General features: G+C 69.0%; 11 protein-coding genes. 8 read left to right on the top strand and 3 right to left on the bottom strand.

The features are described from left to right. The first annotated feature begins 3 nt into the window (after window positions 1–3). From WKW82_RS11385 to WKW82_RS11350, 8 genes are all read left to right on the top strand, one after another. Window positions 4–759, top strand: coding sequence for a hypothetical protein (locus WKW82_RS11385; protein WP_340342397.1), 756 nt, complete (start codon window positions 4–6; stop codon window positions 757–759). Beyond that, entirely contained in the window at window positions 693–1,505 is an 813-nt protein-coding gene (locus tag WKW82_RS11380; RefSeq protein ID WP_340342396.1) for an efflux RND transporter periplasmic adaptor subunit, read from the top strand. The genes WKW82_RS11385 and WKW82_RS11380 overlap by 67 nt, the downstream gene beginning before the upstream one ends. Window positions 1,506–1,508: 3 nt before the next feature. Continuing rightward, window positions 1,509–3,668, top strand: coding sequence for a site-2 protease family protein (locus WKW82_RS11375; RefSeq protein WP_340342395.1), 2,160 nt, complete (start codon window positions 1,509–1,511; stop codon window positions 3,666–3,668). Between the two features lie 18 nt (window positions 3,669–3,686). Then, the gene (locus WKW82_RS11370) at window positions 3,687–9,695 is read left to right on the top strand and encodes a DUF4347 domain-containing protein (protein ID WP_340342394.1); all 6,009 of its coding nucleotides are present in this window, start codon (window positions 3,687–3,689) and stop codon (window positions 9,693–9,695) included. Between the two features lie 187 nt (window positions 9,696–9,882). Next, window positions 9,883–10,023 carry a hypothetical protein gene (locus WKW82_RS11365; protein ID WP_340342393.1) on the top strand — a complete coding sequence of 47 codons (141 nt, stop codon included), beginning with the start codon at window positions 9,883–9,885 and terminating at the stop codon, window positions 10,021–10,023. After that, window positions 10,020–11,639 (top strand): FGGY-family carbohydrate kinase, encoded by a 1,620-nt coding sequence (locus tag WKW82_RS11360; protein ID WP_340342392.1) that lies wholly within the window; start codon window positions 10,020–10,022, stop codon window positions 11,637–11,639. Before WKW82_RS11365 ends, WKW82_RS11360 begins: the two co-directional genes overlap by 4 nt. Window positions 11,640–11,697: 58 nt before the next feature. Next, on the top strand, window positions 11,698–12,174 hold the full coding sequence (locus tag WKW82_RS11355; protein WP_340342391.1) for an AAC(3)-I family aminoglycoside N-acetyltransferase: 477 nt from the start codon (window positions 11,698–11,700) through the stop codon (window positions 12,172–12,174). A 90-nt stretch (window positions 12,175–12,264) separates the two neighbouring features. Then, complete coding sequence (locus WKW82_RS11350; protein ID WP_340342390.1) at window positions 12,265–12,678, top strand: DUF1801 domain-containing protein; 414 nt, start codon at window positions 12,265–12,267, stop codon at window positions 12,676–12,678. Between the two features lie 6 nt (window positions 12,679–12,684). Here WKW82_RS11350 and WKW82_RS11345 read toward each other — a convergent pair whose 3' ends face one another. The 3 genes from WKW82_RS11345 to WKW82_RS11335 all read right to left on the bottom strand — a co-directional run bounded on the left by WKW82_RS11345 (window position 12,685) and on the right by WKW82_RS11335 (window position 15,938). Then, complete coding sequence (locus tag WKW82_RS11345; protein WP_340342389.1) at window positions 12,685–13,527, bottom strand: NAD-dependent protein deacetylase; 843 nt, start codon at window positions 13,525–13,527, stop codon at window positions 12,685–12,687. Window positions 13,528–13,899: 372 nt separating this feature from the next. After that, entirely contained in the window at window positions 13,900–14,649 is a 750-nt protein-coding gene (locus WKW82_RS11340; RefSeq protein WP_340342388.1) for a lysophospholipid acyltransferase family protein, read from the bottom strand. A 14-nt stretch (window positions 14,650–14,663) separates the two neighbouring features. Then, on the bottom strand, window positions 14,664–15,938 hold the full coding sequence (locus WKW82_RS11335; RefSeq protein ID WP_340342387.1) for a dihydroorotase: 1,275 nt from the start codon (window positions 15,936–15,938) through the stop codon (window positions 14,664–14,666). Window positions 15,939–15,941 lie beyond the last annotated feature (3 nt).

The following is a 15,941-nucleotide window of genomic DNA, read 5'->3' as shown; positions in this document are numbered from 1 at the left end:
ACCGTGAGCCAGCCAAGCGAAGTCCAGGGTACTGAGGCGATCGATGCTGGCAAGCCGACAGGCAAGCCAAGGCTGGTCGTACGCGAGGGCAAGTCCGCCGAGGGCGAAGGCACCGCACCCCTCAAGGCGAAGGTCGGCGCCACGCCCGGCGGTGGCCTGGTGCACCTCATCAGCGTCGAAGGCGGCTTGCGCCAGTGCACCACGTTGAAGGCACTGTGGTCGCACCTGGCGAACGAGCCGGTGGCGCTGCTGCCTTTCGGGCAGGCGCTGGTCTTCGAGCCGGTGCATCCGCTGCGAGAGACCGCCGGCAAGGACAGGTCCGGCGGCTGGCGCGCGGCGGCCGTATCGGCACTGTCCACGGTCAACCGCGACTCGCCGATGCTGCGCTGGTACGAGGACATGGCCGGCCGGATCTGGGCCGACAGCGAGGACCGCGCCGCCATCGAGACCTTCACGCTGCCCACGCATGCCGATGCCAGCGACCCCTGCACGGCCGAGGCCGCCTTGCGCCACCTGATGTGGGTGCCGGTGGCCGACGTCGCGCAGCCGCCGCATGCCGGCTGGCTGCTGGCGCGCGACACCGAATGGGAGGAGTCGCACCGGAAGCTGGCGAACGCATCGCGCAGGCTTATGGCCACGGCGCCAGCGCCATCCTCGGGCGCGCCAAGCCCACGCGCGACTGGGGTCGGACCTTGCGCCGCACCGGCCTCGTGCTGGCGATCATCGCGGCGGCGCTGGCCTTCATCCCGGTGCCGCTGACCACACTCGCGCCGGTCGAGGTCACGCCGCTCGATCCCTTCGTCGTGGCCGCGCCGGTCGCTGGCGTGGTGGAGCGCATCTTGGTCGAACCCGGCGCGCAGGTGAAGGAAGGCGACCCGCTCGTGCAGCTCGTCGACACCGCCCTGCGCAGCGATGCCGAGGTCGCGCAGCAGAAGCTGGAAGTGGCGCGCGCCAAGATGCTGCGGCTGCAACAGGCCTCGATGGACGACTCCACCGCCAAGCGCGAGCTGGCCATCGCGCAGACCGAGGAAACCGTGGCCCGCGCCGAGCGCGACTATGCCCGCGCCATGTTCGACAAGGCCGTGATCAAGGCGCAGCAACCCGGCGTCGCGCTGTATGGTGACCCGCGCGACTGGGTCGGCCGTCCGGTGGTGGTGGGCGAGGCCATCATGCGCGTGGCCAATCCGTCGCAGGTCGAGTTCCAGCTCAAGGTGCCGGTGGCCGATGCGGTGAACCTGCGCGAAGGCGCGGAGACCAAGGTGTTCCTCGATGCCGCGCCGCTGCGGCCGGTCGATGCCACCGTGGTGCGCGCCGCCTACAAGGCCGAGACTGATCCGGCCGGCGTCGCCAGCTTCATCGTCACGGCACGGCCCACCGACACCTCGGCACCGGCCGCGCGCCTGGGTTTGCGCGGCACGGCGCGCGTGTACGGCGAGCAGGTCACCCTGTTCTTCTACCTGCTGCGCCGCCCGATCACCGCCTTGCGCCAATGGACGGGGATGTGATCCATGGACGACATCCTGTCTCCGGGCGACGCACCCGCGCCGCCCCTTCCGAAGGCCATGCAGATGGACCCCGGCGAGCGGCCCCTGCCGCCGCTGCGGCCGGACCTGCGCCTCATCGAAGGCGATGCCGACCATCCATGGAAGATCCACGACCCGCTGGCACAACGCTTCTTCGAGATCGACCAGGACGCGGTTGACCTGCTGGCCTGCTGGGGCGGCGGCACGCTGAGCGAGTTGCGTGCGCGCGCCAGCGTGAAGAGCGGCCGGCCGGTGTCGGAACAGAGCGCGGTCGCGCTGCTGGAATTCCTGCTGCGCAACGAGCTGGTGCAGTCCATCGGCCACGTGACCTATGCGCGCGCGCAGCAGCATGCGGCACGGTTGCGGGAACGTTCGATCTGGCACCGCATCGTCCACAACTACCTGTTCCTCAAGGTGCCGCTGGCCCGGCCGGACCGCTTCCTGCGCGCGACGCAGCACCTCACGACCTTCTTCTTCACGCGCACTTTCTGGTGGCTGCTGCTGGTCGCGGGCCTTGCGAGCCTTTACCTGGTCTCGCGCCAGTGGGAGGCCTTCCGCAGCACGCTGCCGGAGATGTTCACCGCCTCCGGCGTGGTCACCTTCGGCATCAGCCTGGCGCTGGTGAAGACGCTGCATGAACTCGGCCATGGCTATGCCTCGGTGCGCATGGGTTCGCGCATCACGACCATGGGCGTGGCCTTCATCGTGATGATGCCGGTGCTCTACACCGACACCACCGATGCCTGGCGGCTGCGCGACCACCGCCAGCGCGTGCTCATCGACGCGGCCGGCATGGCGGTGGAGCTGATCGTGGCGGTGATCGCGACCTGGGTCTGGGTGCTGGTGCCCGACGGGCCGGTGCGGCACGCGGCCTTCGCGCTGGCCACCACGGGCTGGATCCTGAGCCTGGCCATCAACCTGAATCCGATGATGCGCTTCGACGGCTACTACCTGTTCAGCGACCTCATCAACGTGCCGAACCTGCAGGAGCGCTCCTTCGAGATGGGCCGCTGGTTCCTGCGCGAACAGCTGTTCGGCTATGGCGACAAGCCACCCGCGGTCGTCGGCCTGCATTCGCGCGCCTTCTTCATCGGCTTCGCGTTCGCGACCTGGATCTACCGCTTCTTCCTGTTCCTCGGCATCGCGCTCTTGGTCTACCACTTCTTCTTCAAGATCCTCGGCATCGTGATGTTCATCGTGGAGCTGGCCTGGTTCATCGCGTTGCCGATCTGGCGCGAGGTGCGCGTGTGGCTCAAGCGCCGGCGCGAGAGCGGCGCGCGCGTGCGCGTCACGGCGCTGGTGGTGCTGACGCTGCTGGCGATCTTCGTGGTGCCGCTGCCGTACCGCGTGCGCATTCCCGCGGTGCTGACGGCGGCGCAGCAAGTGCCCTCCTTTGCGCCGCGGCCGGCGCGCATCGACGCGATCCTCATCGAACCGGGGCAGGCCGTGAAGGAGGGGCAGGTGATGATGCGGCTCGGCGCGCCCGAGCTCGACCAGCAGCTCGAAAGCGCGCGCGACCGCGCCCGCCTCATCGAGGAGCGCCTCGCGCGCCGCACCTCCGACACCAAGGACCTGGCCGACAGCCTGGTGCTGGTGCGCGAGCTGCGCATGGAGCGCGACCGCATCGACGGCTACCTGCGCGAGCAGGCGCGCCTCGTCGTGCAGGCACCGATGGACGGCATCGTCATGGACATCACGCGCGAGATGCACAAGGGCCGCTGGGTCGATGCGCGGACACAGCTCGTGCTGGTCGGCGTGCCCTCCGTGGTGGAAGCGCGCGGCTATGTGGATGGCGACGACCTGGAGCGCATCGGCGAAGGCGTCAAGGGCCGCTTCGTCGACGAGGAGAGGCTCACGCCGCCGCTCGACGTGCAGGTCAAGCGCATCGGCGCCGCGGCCTCGGACACGCTCGACAACTGGGTGCTGGCCTCGGTGCATGGCGGCCCCGTGGCCTCGCGGCAGGACGGCAGGAAGGCGAAGTCGGAGCACTCGACCTTCGAGGTGTCGGCCACCGTGATGGAAGGCGGCGCGCAGATGCCGACGGAGGTGCGCGGCGAGCTTCAGTTGCGAGGCGCATTCCAGAGCCTGGCCGTGCGCGTGTTCGAACGCGTGGCCCATGTGCTGGTGCGCGAAGGCGCCGCGTGAGCAGACAAGGAGTGCGACATGTTCAAGAGAAACGCCAGAGCGAAGCGTCATGCCGGTATCGACTGGGCACGTCCCTCGATGGATCTCGCGGGGCCGATGCTGCTGCAGGCACTGGAGCCGCGCGTGCTGCTCGATGCGGCCGCCGCGGCAACCGCGACCCACCAGGTGGCGGATGCGCAGGCGCTGGCCGTGCAGGCCGCCCATGACATGCAGGTCGAGGCCGCCGCACTGGTGCAAGCGCTGAGCCAGGCGATGGCCCAGGCCATGACGCCACCGTCCGTCGTACCACCCGCCGTCGCGCAGGAAGGCCCCGATGTCTACTTCATCGACGCCGCCCTGCCCGACACACAGCAACTCGTCGCGGCCCTCCCGGCCAACGCCGAGGTGCACCAGATCGCACAAGGCAGCGACGGCGTGAAGGACATCGCGCTGGCCCTGCAGGGCCGCAGCGGCATCGGCGCCATCCATATCCTCAGCCACGGCTCGGCCGGCATGCTGGACCTGGGCAGCGCCGTGCTCACGACGGACAGCATGCGCGGCCAGTACCACGACGACCTGGTGGCCATTGGCAGCGCGCTCACGGCCGATGGGGACATCCTGGTCTACGGCTGCGACTTCAGCGCGGGCACCGCGGGCATCGAGGCCACCGACACGCTGGCCGCGATCACCGGCGCCGACGTGGCTGCGTCGAGCGACAACACCGGCGCCGCAAGCCTGGGTGGCAACTGGACGCTGGAAACGCAAGTCGGACCCATCGAGGCGCAAAGTGTCGCAGCGGCAAGCTGGGGCTACGCGCTGGCGCCCGGGCCAGCCATCATCGTCCTGTGGGATCCGGCCGACAAGAACATGGACGGCATCGTCAACGGCACGATCACGCAGACACCGGCGGGCGGGACGCCCCGCACGATCGACATCAAGATGACCACCGCGCCTGACTACGGCAACGGAAAGTCGGGTTACGGGATTCCATGGGACACGCTTCCCGAATCCAATGGCATCGCTGCAGGCGCGATCAACGCCGGCAATGTCGTCGGCAACTCGGAATTGCATCAAACCCCGAGCGGCGCGCCCGCCAACACGAGCATTGTCTTCTCGCATGCGTCGGGCCATTCTGTCCAGGTCACCAACCCGGTCCTCCTGGCGGCGCAAACGGATCCACCCGGCAAGTACACCTTCACCGACGCCGGTATCACCTCGATCACCATCGTGGACCAGGCCGGCATCAACGGCACCGTGTCGGGCAAGGTCCTGAGCTTCAGCACCCGCACGGGCGGGGCGGACCTCGGCTTTGCGGTCCGGGCAGTGGGCACCGTCACGGGCTCGTTCAACTTCTTCACCACAACGACCACCGGCCTTGCGGGCGACGGGGTCGACCTGGGCTTGCTGCTGACCGACGTCGAGGTGCTCGGGTCCGTCAATGTGGTGCCCGGCGCACAAAGCGCGGTCGAGGACATGCCCCTGGTGCTCGGCGGCGGCACGGCCATCAAGGTGGTGGACATCGATGGCCTGGACCCGGTCGGCGTCGACCGCGCCACCACCGTGACCCTCACCGCCACCAACGGCACCATGAGCCTGTCGGGCATCGCCGGCCTGACCTTTACCGCGGGCGATGGCACGAACGACGGCACCATGACCTTCAGCGGGCCGCGCAGCCTGGTCAACGCGGCGCTCAATGGCCTGACCTTCCGGGGCAACCCCGAGTTCAGCGGCGCCGCGCAGATCCAGATCGTCTCGACCACGGCGGACGACCCCGGCGTCCCCAACACCAACATCATCCCCATCAACGTCGCGCCCGCCAACGATGCGCCGGTGCTGGACCCTTCGCCGGTGTTCACCATGCCTCCGGTGGCCGAGGGCGGCGGTCCGCCCGTGGGTGCGGTCGGCTCACCGGTCTCAAGCTTTGCGGGCGGCAACATCACCGACGTGGATCCGGGTGCCGTCAAGGGCATTGCCATCACCTCCGCGCCCACGACCTACGGCGTCTGGTACTTCTCGGTCAACAGCGGCACGTCATGGACGGCCATGCCCGCGGGATCGAACGCCGATGCGCTGCTGCTCTCGGCGTCGGCGACGAACCGGCTGTATTTCGCGCCAGCCGCGGGCTACAACGGCGCGCTCGACCCGGGCCTGACCTTCCGCGCGTGGGACACGACCAGCGGCACCAATGGCGGTCGGGCCAGCACGGCGGCCAATGGCGGCGACTCGGCCTTCTCGCTGGCCACGGACACCATCCAGCCCGCGGTCACCCAGGTCAACAAGCCGCCGGTCAACACGCTGCCGGCCACGTTCACCGGCAACGAGGACGTGTCGCTTCCGCTCACGGGCCTGCAGGTGGCCGATCCCGATGCGGCCGGCGGCATCATCACCGTCACGCTCAGCGTCAACGCCGGCACGCTCGTCGCAGCGTCCGGGGCCGGCGTCAGCGTGGCGAGTTCCGGCACGTCGTCGATCCAGTTGTCGGGCACGCTGGCCAGCATCAACGCCTACCTGGCATCGGCCGCCGCGCCCAACTACATCTCCGACACCAACGGCAACGGCACGGTCAGCGGCAGCGTGGGCTATCGCTACACGCTCACCGAGGCGGTCAACAACACCACGCCGCAGTCCGACACCGTCCAGCTCACGATGACCGATGGCGCCGGCAACAACACGGCCGCCTTCCCCAAGACGATGGCCATCAACATCGTCGACGACGTGCCGCTCGCGCAGAACGACACCGCCGCCATCACCGAGGACGCGGTGCCCAACATGGTCAGCGGCAACGTCATGACCAACGACCGGCCGAGCGCCGATGGCAACGCCGCCACCATCGACAGCATTTCCGCCGGCTTCACGCCCGCGGCTGGTGGCGTGGGCGTGGCGGTGGCAGGCACCTACGGCAGCATCACCGCGCAGGCCGATGGCAGCTATGTCTACACGCTGGACAACGCCAACCCCACCGTCAATGCGCTCAACGTGGGCCAGTCGCTCACCGAGGTGTTCACCTACACGCTGACCGATGGCGACGGCGATACCTCGTCGGCCACGCTCACCGTCACGATCAACGGGGCCAACGACGCGCCGCTCAACACCGTGCCCGGTGCGCAGACCGTGGGTGAGGATGTCGCCCTCGCTTTCAGCGGCGCGAACGCCATCAGCGTGAACGACGTGGACGCCAACCTCACGAGCGTGACGCTCACCGTCACCAACGGCAGGCTCAACGTGAGCCTGTCCGGCGCCGCCACCTTCAGCGCCGGCGCCAACAACTCGGCCACCGTCACCATCAGCGGCACGCAGGCCGACATCAATGCCTCGCTGGCCACGTTGGCCTACACCGGCAACACCGATTTCAGCGGCAGCGACACGCTCACCGTGCTCTCCAGAGACAGCGGCGGCCTCACCGATTCGGACACCGTGGCGATCACCGTCACGCCGCTCAACGATGCACCCATCAACACCGTGCCCGTCGCCGGCTGGACCACGCCGGAAGAAACCAGCGTGGCCCTCACCGGCCTCTCGGTGGCCGACGCCGATGCGGGCGCAGGCGCCATCACCGTCACGCTCTCCGTGCCCACCGGCACGCTCACCGCCACGGCGGGTGGCGGCGTCGGCGTGACCGGCTCCGGCTCCGGGTCGCTGGTGCTCACCGGCACGCTGGCGAATATCAACGCCTTCCTCGCTGCGACCGCGCCGGTGTATGTGCCGGTGCTCAATGCCAACGGTGACGTCACGCTCACGATGCTCACCAACGATGGCGGCAACACCGGGCCCGGCGGCCCCTTGACCGACAGCGACCCGGCCGTCATCGACGCCGGCCTGGGCATCGTCACCGTGCAGTTGTCGGTCAACTCCGGCACGATGAGCGCCAGTGATGCGGGCAACGTCACCGTCACCGGTTCCGGCACCGACACGCTCCTCTTGACCGGCACGCTGCCCGACATCAATGCCTACCTCGCGTCGATCGAAGCACCGGTCTACACGCCCACGCTGGACGCCACCGGGACCTTCGCCTTGACGATGGTCACCGACGACCTGGGCAACACCGGCGCGGGCGGATCGCAACGCGACATCGACACCACCACTGTCGCCATCAACATCGGCTCGTTCGACGATCCACCGGTCAACACCCTGCCCGCCGCCGGCTGGACCACCGACGAAGACACCGCCATCGCGCTCACCGGCCTCAAGGTCGCGGACGTGGATGCGGGCCTGGGCCTCATCAGCGTGCAACTGAGCGTGGACGCCGGGACGATCACGGCCAACAACCTGGGCGGCATCACCGTCACCAACTCCGGCACCTCGTCGATCACGCTGACCGGACGGCTCTTCGGCATCAACCTCTACCTGGCCTCGCCGGCCGCGCCCGTCTACCACCCTGCCCCCGATGGCAATGGCACCGTCACGCTGACGATGCTCACCGACGACAACGGCAACACCGGCACCGGCGGCCCGCTCAGCTACACCGTGAGCGACGGCAACGCGACCGGCAGCGGCGCACTGAGTTTCAACACCGTGCCGAACACACCGCCGGTGGCGCAGGCCGACATCGTCGCGCTCGACGAGGACACGCCCCTCTCCGTGCCCGCCGCCTCCGGCCTGCTGGCCAACGACAGCGATGCCGATGGCGATGCGCTCGCCATCACCGGCTACAGCGTCGCCGGCCTGGGTGCCTTCGCCCCCGGCACGCCCGCGAACATCGCCGGCGTCGGCGTGCTCACGGTCAACGCCGACGGCAGCTACAGCTTCGTGCCCGCGCCCGACTACAACGGTCCGGTGCCTGCAGTGAGCTACACCGTCAGCGACGGCAGCACGACCCGCACCGGCACGCTGAGCCTCAGCGTCACGCCGGTCAACGATGTGCCGGCGGTCGGCAACGGCGGCGGCGCGTTGCCGGGCGGCGGCACCATCATCGTGGGCGCCGACTCCGGCCTGCTGGCCGGCGCCAGCGACATCGACGGCGACCAACTCGTCATCACCAGCTTCACCGTCGAAGGCGTCCCGGGCCCGATCCCGGCCGGCACACCGGCCAACATCCCCGGCGTGGGCGTGCTGACCATCAACCCCGACGGCAGCTACACCTTCGTGCCGGACGCCAGCTTCTCGGGCCCCCTCCCCAAGACCATCTTCACGGTCAGCGATGGCGAGGGTGGCACCGCCACCGGCGAGCTGTCGCTGGACGTCGTGGCGCAACCGCAGCCGCCCGCGCCCTCGGGGGATGCACCGGTCAACCCCACTTTCGTCTTCGTCTACGCCCCCGGCGACGCCACGCAGGGCCCGCTGGCGCCGGACGCCATGCACAATGTGACCGGCGCGGTGCTCGGTGCGGTGGCCGACCTGGGCAACGTCGGGATCTCCACGCTGCTAAGCTCGGACAACGTGATCCTCAAGGCGGTCAACGACATGGGTTCGCTCAACGGCACCCATCTGACGGGCGAGGATACGGTGCTCGGTTCACCCGCGGGCTACAACGCCATCTCGCACGCGACAGGCCCCAACGCCCCGCTGGCAGGCAGCAGTCTCGGCGGACCGGGCGCACGCGCGATCGACGCCGGGAACCTCGACTTCGCCGCGCTCAACAGCGGCTCCTCCCTGCGCCTGCTGGCCGCACCGAACCGCACCGACGTGATCCTCGAAATGCAGACCCGCGGCCGGCAGATCTGGATCGGCGTGGACGACACGCTCGACACCGCACGCTCGCCGATCCTGCGCGTCGCCGTCACGCTCGCCGACGGCAGCCCGCTGCCACCGTGGATCCGGGTCGACGCCAGCGGCCTGATCCTGATCGAGGCACCCGCGGGCACCGAGCTGATCGGCCTGCGCATCACCGTGCTTCGCCGCAACGGCGAAACGCACACGCACACCGTGGATGTCGACGCCAGCGCCAACCAACTGCTCGATCGCACGGCCACCGCGCCGCAGCGGAGCGCCAACGGCACCCGCGCCGATGCGAAGCACATTGACCATCCGCGCGATTTCGCCACCCAGCTCGCGCAGGCCAGCCGCCGGCCCGCTTCGGTCGATGCGGAATTGCTCGAAGCGCTGGCTTGAGCGCGGGCGCCAGAGCGCGCGGCAAGCGTGAGCAAGGCTCGCCGCGTGAGGTGGCAGTCCGCATTCGAGCGAAACGTCTTGGGTCGCGCGGAAGCGGTGGCTACGATGCCCGCATGGCATCACACCGCCCCCGGAGACAGCGACGCGACACGCGGCAGGAAGCAGCGGCGCCTATGGAGACAAGCCGATGAAACAAGACCTCGACGTCGTTCACACACTGCGGGCCTCATCGCTCAACGCGTGGGCGGCGCATGGCGATCCGCTCCGGACGGTGCGTTGGCAAGCTGATCCGATCGTCATCCCTCCCGACAGCGTCGACCTCGGATGACGAAGCAAGCCAACTGCGTCATCGGCGTGGACGTCGGCACCGGCAGCGCGCGGGCCGGCGTGTTCGACCTCGACGGCAACATGCTCGGTTCCGCCAGGCAGGACATCACGCTGTTCCATGCGCCGGGCTCCATCGTCGAGCAGTCGAGCAACGAGATCTGGCAGGCCGTGTGCACTTCGGTGCGCGGGGCGTTGGCGGCGTCCGGCGTTGCCACGGAGCAGGTGGGTGGCATCGGCTTCGACGCGACCTGTTCGCTGGTCGTGCTGGGCGAAGGCGGTCGACCCTTGCCCGTGGGCCCCAGCGGGGAAGCCGAGCGCAACATCATCGTCTGGATGGACCACCGTGCCGTGGCGCAAGCGGACCGCATCAACGCCACCGGACATGACGTGCTCAAGTACGTCGGCGGCCGCATCTCGCCCGAGATGGAGACGCCGAAGCTGCTCTGGCTGCTGGAGCACAAGCCCGAGGTCTTCGCCGCTGCGTGGCAGTTCCTCGACCTGACCGACTTCCTGACCTGGCGCGCCAGCGGCGACCTGTCCCGCTCGACCTGCACGGTGACCTGCAAGTGGACCTACCTCGCGCACGAGCAGCGTTGGGACCCGGGCTACTTCCGCGCCGTCGGCCTCGGTGTGCTGGCCGACGAGGACTTCAAGCGCATCGGGCAGGCCGTCGTGGCGCCCGGCACCGCGCTGGGCCGTGGACTCACGCCAGAAGCTGCAGCGGAACTGGGCCTGCGGCCAGGCACCGCCGTCGCCACCGGCATCATCGACGCGCACGCCGGCGGGATCGGCACGGTCGGGCTGGAGGGCGATCCTTTCGCCTGCCTGGCCTACGTGTTCGGCACCTCGTCCTGCACCATGACCACCACCCGGGAGCCGGTGTTCGTCCCGGGCGTCTGGGGGCCGTATTTCGAAGCGATGGTGCCCGGCACCTGGCTCAACGAAGGCGGCCAGTCGGTGGCCGGCGCCGCCATCGAGCAGTTGCTGGCGATGCATCCGCTCGCGGCCGAAGCACGCGCCCAGGCGCAAGCCCGGGGCCAGTCCTTGCCGACGATGCTGGCCGCGCTGGCCGCGGAACGCACGCGCAGCCTGTCGGACGCCGTGACCCTGGCGCACGGCCTGCACGTCGTGCCCGAATTCCTCGGCAACCGCGCGCCCTTGGCCGACCCGCATGCGCGCGCGGTGATCGCCGGCCTGGGCATGGACAACGACATGGACAGCCTGGTCGCGCTCTACATCGCCGGCATCTGCGGCATCGCCTACGGCCTGCGCCAGATCATCGACGCGCAGGCCACGGCCGGCGCACCCGTCGAGAAAGTCGTGATCAGCGGCGGCGCCGGGCGCCTCGGCCTGGTCCGCCAACTGCTGGCCGACGCGACCGGCAAGCCGGTGCTGACCACCGACGCGGAAGAGCCCGTGCTGCTGGGCGCGGCGATCCTGGGCAGCGTGGCGTGCGGTGCTTTCGCCGACGTCGCAGCGGCGATGGCGGGGATGACGCAGAAGGGCAAGGCCTATGAACCGCAGGTCGGCGCAACGGCGGCGCTGCATCAGGCGCGCTTCGACGCGTTCGTACGATTGCAGGCGCTGGCCGGACAGCTTCGGCAGACGCCGGGATGAGACACGGCAGGCGGCTTGCCTCAGTTTCTTTGCCGCCTCGCGCCAAGCGTTGAGAACCATGCCATTCGACCCCTCCTTCCGCATCCAGCTTCTTTCAGGCGAAGACATCGCTGCCATGCGCGGGATGCTCGCGATGTTCGGCGACGCCTTCGATGAACGCGCAACCTACACGCGCGATCAACCGGACGACGCCTACCTTGCGGCCTTGCTGTCCAGCGAGACCTTCATCGCAGTGGCCGCGATGTCCGAAGCCACGGTCGTCGGCGGCCTCGCGGCCTACGTGCTGCCGAAATTCGAGCAGGCGCGCAAGGAGATCTACATCTATGACCTGGCGGTGCACGCGTCATTCCGGCGCCGTGGCATCGCCACCGCGATGATCGAAGAACTCAAGAATGCCGCCCGGGCGAGAAGCGCGTACGTCATCTACGTCCAGGCAGATCATGGAGACGATGCGGCCATTGCCCTGTACACGAAACTGGGAGTCCGGGAAGATGTACTTCACTTCGACATTCCTCTTGACGGCAAAGATGGCTAGCCTCGAACTCGGCATCGGCATCGGCATCGGGTCGACAGCCTTCGGCAAGCCTCGCAGGGCGCCCACTGGCCGCGCGGGAGTACCACGCCAATGCCAATGAAGAAATCGGTACCCGCGGAGAGCCCCGACGCCTACGTTGCGTCCATGAGCGGCTGGCGACAGCAGCACGTTCGAGCACTGCGATCGACCGTCGTCGATGCCGCGCCCTTGCAGGAGCTCGTGAAGTGGGGCCACCTGGTGTACTTCTCGAACGGCCCGGTGCTGCTCATTCGCGCGGAAGCGCAGCGCATCCTGTTCGGTTTCTGGCGCGGCCGGCGCCTGCGGGGCATCGAGCCCCGGTTGAAGCCGGGCGGCAAGTACGAGATGGCGACCTTGGAACTCATGGAGGGCACGCCGCTGGCGCAGGCCACGGTGGTGGAACTGGTCAAGGAAGCGGTCGCCCTCAACGCAATCCACGGCGATCCCACGGACCTGAGCCCTGCCAGGTCGAAGACCGCGGGCTGAGCCTCGTCAGCCGCCAGGCACCGCCGCCGACAACCGCGCCGCCAACCCCGCGAGCGCCTCGCCCACCGACCGCTGCACCTTCAGCGTCAACAAGTCATCCGCCCGCGTCCGCCCCAGGTTCACCGCCGCCACCGGCTTGCCGGTCGCCGCCGCTGCCTGCACGAAGCGATAGCCCGAATAGACCATCAGCGATGAACCGGCCACCAGCACCGCGTCGCATTCGGCCAGCGCGGCACGCGCATCCGACACACGCTGCACCGGCACGCTCTCACCGAAGAAAACCACATCCGGCTTGAGCACGCCGCCACAGAGCGGGCAGGCCGGCACCTCGAAGCTGGCGAAATCCCGGCCGTCCAGGTCGGCATCGCCATCCGGCGCAATGCGCGCCTCGAATTCCGCCCAGGCCGGATTGCGCCGCATCAAGTCCGCCTGCAGCGCCGCGCGCGGGCTGCGGGTTTCGCAAGCCATGCAGCGCACCGTGTCGATGCGCCCGTGCAGGTCGATGGTGCGACGGCTGCCCGCTGCGCTGTGCAGGCCGTCGACGTTCTGCGTGAGCAGCAATCCGACGTGGCCCGCGGCTTCCAGTCGGGCCAGCGCCAAGTGCGCCGCACCAGGCCGGGCGCCCGCCATGACCGGAAACCCGATCATGCTGCGCGCCCAGTAGCGCCGCCGCGTCAACTCATCGCCCATGAAGGCCTGGTAGGTGACGGGCGACGGGCGCTTCCAGTCGCCGTTGTCGTCGCGGTAGTCCGGAATGCCGGAGTCGGTGCTGCAGCCGGCGCCTGTCAACACGAACAGGCGGGGGTGCCGAAGCACGAAATCGGCAAGTGCATGGAGGTCGGAGTGCATGGGTCCTCAGGCTACGGCAGAACCCGATTGCGTGCATTCGCGGCGTCGGCCCGGCCGCAGGGAATTCCGGCGCGACATCGCCAACAAACCCTCATCGGGAAGACGAAGATCGCATGGTTTGCGCGTGGGTTGAGGAATCGATGTAGGCCCAGACCCACAGTCATGACGCGCTTTTCTCCCGCATGCCGGCGATCGAAGGGGTCGTATCTTCGACTTGGTCCTGCGGGATCTTTGTTACCCTCCTCCCGGCGCCCCTCGGCGTCGTTCAACAGCGCCCTGCGGGGCGCTGCTTTTTTTGGGCGGTCGGATGGCGGCATGACCCGGCGATGGGGCACCTGCGGTGAGGAGTCGAGTGGGCGCCTGGGTCGAGTTTCAGGGAACAAAGGTCTGGCGGCGCAGCGCGTCGATATCGCCATGAAGGCTTTCCGCCCATGCGCGCCGGTCGCGGCCCTGCGGGTCTTGCGGCTCACCGAAGCGCACGAACGCCGTCAGCGGCGGCGCGCACAGCGTGCGCCAGACCGAGTCGAGCAGGCTGTCGTCGCCGATGTAGCTGGGCGCGAAGCTGGTTTCACCCGTCGAGCTTTCCGCGAAGCGCAGCGCCGCTGGCAGCACCGGCGCCCCTGACGAAATGGCCGCCTGCAGGAGGTTGGCATGGAACGGCAGCAGTTCCCGCCCATCGCCCGTCGTGCCTTCCGGAAAGACCGCGATCAGGTCGCCGCCGCGCATCGCCTCGGCCATGCGGTGCACCACGCGCAGCGCATCGCGCGGCCGTTCACGCTCGATGAACAGCGTGCCGGCCTCGGCCGACATCATCCCCAGCATCGGCCAATGCCGGATGTTCGACTTGGCCACGAAGCGCACATGCTGCGCCGCATGCACGGCCAGGATGTCCAGCCACGACAGGTGGTTGATGACCACCAGCATCGGCCCGTGCCCCGGCGGCGTGCCCTGCACCACCACCTGGATGCCGAACACGCCGAGCATGCCGCGCGCCCAGTCCTGCACGCACTTGGCGCGCTCCTCGGGCGTGCGCCGCGCGAAGGTGAAACGGATCGTGCACCAGCCCTTGAAGGCATAGGCGATGGCGTAGAGCAGCTTCCAGCAGGCGACGAGCGAGCGCATCGAAGGCCCGACGGTCAGGCGTGGTGGACGATGCGCCCGCCCACCAGGGTCATGCGCACCCGCCCCCGCATCGCATAGCCGGCGAAGGGCGTGTGCTTGCCCTGGCTCTTCAGGCTGTCCGGCGTCACCTGCCATTCGTCGATGGGGTTGAAGACGCACAGATCCGCCACCGCACCCACGGCCATGCTGGCGCTCGCATCCGCGCCCAGCATGCGCGCCGGTGCCGAGGTCACGACCTCGATGGCCCGCTTCATCCCCGCGCCGCTCTGCTCGCCCCACTGGAGCGCCAGCGGCAGCAGCAGTTCCAGCCCGGTCGCGCCAGCCTCGGCTTCGGCAAAGGGCAAGGTCTTGGCATCGGCCTCGACCGGCGTGTGGTCGGACACCAGCGCGTCGATGGTGCCGTCGGCCAGGGCCGCCGACAGCGCATCGCGGTCGCGCTGCTGCCGCAAGGGCGGGTTCAGCCGGGCGCGGCTATCGAAGTAGCCGATGTCGCTGTCGATCAGGTGCAACGAGTTGATGCTGATGTCACAGGTCAGCGGCAGGCCCTCGGCCTTGGCCGCGCGCACCAGCGCGACGCCGGCAGCGCTCGACAGGCGGCACAGGTGCACGCGCGCGCCGGTGCTGCGCATCAGTTCGATGATGGTGAAGATCGCGATCGTCTCCGCCGCGACCGGCACGCCCGCCAGCCCGAGCCGCGTGGCCAGCGGACCGCTGGCCGCCACGCCCTTGCCTAGGTCGCGCTCCTGCGGACGCAGCCACAGCGTGTAGCCGAAGGTGCTCGCGTATTGCAGGGCGCGCTGCAGCACCACGGTGTTGGTCAGCGGCACATCGGCCTGCCCGAAGCCGACGCAGCCGGCCTCGGTGAGTTCGTTCATCTCGGTCAGCACTTCGCCCGACAGGCCGCGCGTGATCGCACCCAGCGGAAAGAGCCGCGCGCACTGCAGCTTCTGGGCGCGGTGCTTCAGCATCTCGACCAGGCCCGATTCGTCGAGCACCGGGTCGGTGTCGGGCGGGCACACCAGGCTGGTCACGCCGCCCGCGACGGCCGCGGCCATTTCGCTGGCGAGCATGCCCTCGTGTTCGTAGCCGGGTTCGCGCAGGCGCGCCGCGAGGTCGACCAGGCCGGGCACGACGACCATGTTTTCGGCATCGATGCCGACTTCGGGATTGAAGTCCGCCGGGATGTCCTTGACGGCGAGGATCTTTCCATCCGCGATGGCGACGTCGGCCACCGCGTCGAAGCCCGATGCCGGATCGAGCACTCTGGCATTTGCGATAAAAATATTCATGCT

The organism is Variovorax rhizosphaerae, from assembly GCF_037889975.1.
Classification (GTDB): Bacteria; Pseudomonadota; Gammaproteobacteria; order Burkholderiales; family Burkholderiaceae_C; genus Variovorax; species Variovorax rhizosphaerae.
Note: the sequence above shows the minus strand (reverse complement) of the source record. Positions and strands in the feature narration are given on the sequence as shown.

Coding starts and splice junctions, on each gene's coding strand:
- WKW82_RS11375 (WP_340342395.1), top strand. CDS start 1,509: ATGGACGACATCCTGTCTCCGGGCGACGCACCCGCGCCGCCCCTTCCG.
- WKW82_RS11370 (WP_340342394.1), top strand. CDS start 3,687: ATGTTCAAGAGAAACGCCAGAGCGAAGCGTCATGCCGGTATCGACTGG.
- WKW82_RS11365 (WP_340342393.1), top strand. CDS start 9,883: ATGAAACAAGACCTCGACGTCGTTCACACACTGCGGGCCTCATCGCTC.
- WKW82_RS11360 (WP_340342392.1), top strand. CDS start 10,020: ATGACGAAGCAAGCCAACTGCGTCATCGGCGTGGACGTCGGCACCGGC.
- WKW82_RS11355 (WP_340342391.1), top strand. CDS start 11,698: ATGCCATTCGACCCCTCCTTCCGCATCCAGCTTCTTTCAGGCGAAGAC.
- WKW82_RS11350 (WP_340342390.1), top strand. CDS start 12,265: ATGCCAATGAAGAAATCGGTACCCGCGGAGAGCCCCGACGCCTACGTT.
- WKW82_RS11345 (WP_340342389.1), bottom strand. CDS start 13,527: ATGCACTCCGACCTCCATGCACTTGCCGATTTCGTGCTTCGGCACCCC.
- WKW82_RS11340 (WP_340342388.1), bottom strand. CDS start 14,649: ATGCGCTCGCTCGTCGCCTGCTGGAAGCTGCTCTACGCCATCGCCTAT.
- WKW82_RS11335 (WP_340342387.1), bottom strand. CDS start 15,938: ATGAATATTTTTATCGCAAATGCCAGAGTGCTCGATCCGGCATCGGGC.